General features: G+C 41.8%; 2 protein-coding genes. One reads left to right on the top strand and one right to left on the bottom strand.

Annotated elements, in window-relative coordinates:
• A partial coding sequence (locus AACY61_RS12600) for an amidohydrolase family protein (protein WP_339611931.1) occupies nucleotides 1-695 on the top strand: 695 nt, incomplete at its 5' end.
• Between the two features lie 174 nt (nucleotides 696-869).
• On the opposite strand, the gene AACY61_RS12595 is transcribed toward AACY61_RS12600, so the two are convergent.
• Nucleotides 870-2316, bottom strand: a 1447-nt coding sequence (locus tag AACY61_RS12595) for a cation-translocating P-type ATPase (protein ID WP_339611930.1), incomplete at its 5' end; no start/stop codon positions are given.

The raw sequence follows: 2316 nt of genomic DNA, 5'->3' as shown, positions 1-2316 counted from the left end.
ACATTCCGGTGGCTCCGGTTTATAAAGATGTGCTCGAACTTTGGGGTGCCAGTGAAGTGGGGTATACGCCCACTCTTTTGGTCAACTACGGCGGTCTCAATGCGGAGTATTACTGGTATCAGAAAAGCAATGTTTGGGAAAATGAAAAACTTTTGCAGTTTACACCACGTGCCATCATTGATTCCCGCTCGCGACACCGAATGATGATTCCCGATGAAGAATATGAAAACAGTCATATCCTTACCTCAAAAACAGCCACTGCACTTTCAGAGCAAGGCGTAAAAGTCAATATGGGCGCACACGGTCAACTTCAGGGATTAGGTGCTCACTGGGAATTGTGGAGCATACAACAAGGTGGCATGAGCAATCTGGAAGCTTTAAAAACCGCCACCATTCATCCGGCACAATACATTGGTGCAGGTCAGGACATCGGTTCATTGAAAGTAGGCAAGATGGCCGATTTACTGGTACTGGAAAAGAACCCGTTAGAAGATATTCAAAACACTAACAGCTTACTTTATACCATGGTCAACGGCCGGTTGTATGACAGTAATACTATGAATGAAGTGGGCAACCACCCCAAGGAACGCAAACAGTTTTACTGGGAACACAATAAATACAATGCTGCTTTTCCCTGGCACGAAGACACCAACAGCTTTATGGAACACCATTGTTGTGGTGTGGGGCATAATTAGGGCTTGATGACGGATGACGGGTGACCGATGTGTTCAGTGGTAGTGGTCAGTTGGCTTGTAGGCTGTGTTTGCTTAACTTGACTTAATGAATCTTAATGTTTTAAAATGACCGGTGACGGTTTCAAGGTTCAAAATTTGAGTTTTTGAGTGATTGGTGCCTGAAATTTTGGTACTTTACGGGTTAACTCTTACGCTTTGTGTCCGTTTGGCGTTGACCTGCTTTAAATAAATAACAACCTCCATCCAACATGTGGAGACAAAAGCAACAAGAAATGGTAGTAACAATTCTGTAAGCGAAAGCGGGGTGACCTCAAAAAGGGATTGCGCTGCCGGGATGGTGTGAATAACAATCAAAACCAATATGGAGAAAGACAAAATAATGTGAATCCATATGTTTTTCCATTTCAATGTTTGCCAAACTGTTGCAGTAAATGAACGATTAAACAGGGTAAGGAAAATATTTGAAAGCAGTAGTGTTGAAAATATATAAGACCGCACTGTCTGTTCGTCTGCTCCTTTGGTAAAGATATAATAGCCCATTCCAAGACAACCCAAGGCAATAACAACTCCCTGAAGGATACTGATTGCCAGTTGTGATGATTCCAGCAGATTATCATTTCCTGATTTTGTGGGTGTTTTCATTTCCTGATTGGGAACCGGTTCGTTTTCATAAATAATGGAACAAGTAGGCCCCATGATCAACTCCAGAAATATAACATGAATGGGTGTGAGCAACATTGAGGGTAGCCAGCCAAAAAATATGGGAAAGATCACCAGTAAAATAATAGGAACGTGAATAGAAATGATGTACCGAATTGCTTTAGAAAGGTTGATATGAATTCTTCTTCCCAGAAAAATTGCATCGACCATTTTGGATAAATCATCGCCTGAAAGTACCAAACCTGCTGCAGCTTTTGCCACATCTGATCCGCGCTTGCCCATGGCAATACCAATATGTGCTGCTTTTAAAGCAGGTGCATCATTCACACCATCACCGGTCATAGAAACCACTTCACCTCCCTCTTTTAATGCTTCAATGATTTTAAGTTTGGTTTCCGGAGCAACTCTGGCAAACACAGAGGTGTTTTTCACTGCTTCCAACAATGCTTTACCTTCAAGGCTGTTGATTTCGTCACCGGTAAGTACCTGATTACTTTTAATTCCCACCTGAGAGGCTATTGCCTGTGCAGTAGCAGCAAAGTCCCCTGTAATCATTTTAACTGCAACGTTGGAATCATAAAAATCACTTATTACCTTTTTTATATTCTCTGCCGGTGGATCATAGAAGGTGATGATTCCTAAAAATGTAAAAGGGGTTTCTTCCTGTGTTTCGGGCAAGGTCTCTGTGTCCCAAATTCCTTTGGCAACACCTAAAACACGCAAGCCATTTTTAGCGTAAGCTGCACCCTTTTCTAAAATGCGTTGCTTTTCATTCTCTTCTAAATCACAGAGTTTTAATACCCCTTCCAAAGCCCCTTTACAACTGATGATCAACTCTTTATTTTGGTTGTAAAAAAGGTGGGTCATTACAGGAGGTTTGCCCGCAAGCGGAAACTCTTTGACCATATGAAACTGAGGCCGTAAATCTTCTTTAAAATAGCGACCATACATTTCATGAATG

It is taken from the genome of uncultured Planktosalinus sp. (assembly GCF_963973675.1).
In the GTDB taxonomy this organism is placed as follows: domain Bacteria; phylum Bacteroidota; class Bacteroidia; order Flavobacteriales; family Flavobacteriaceae; genus Planktosalinus.
Note: the sequence above shows the minus strand (reverse complement) of the source record. Positions and strands in the feature narration are given on the sequence as shown.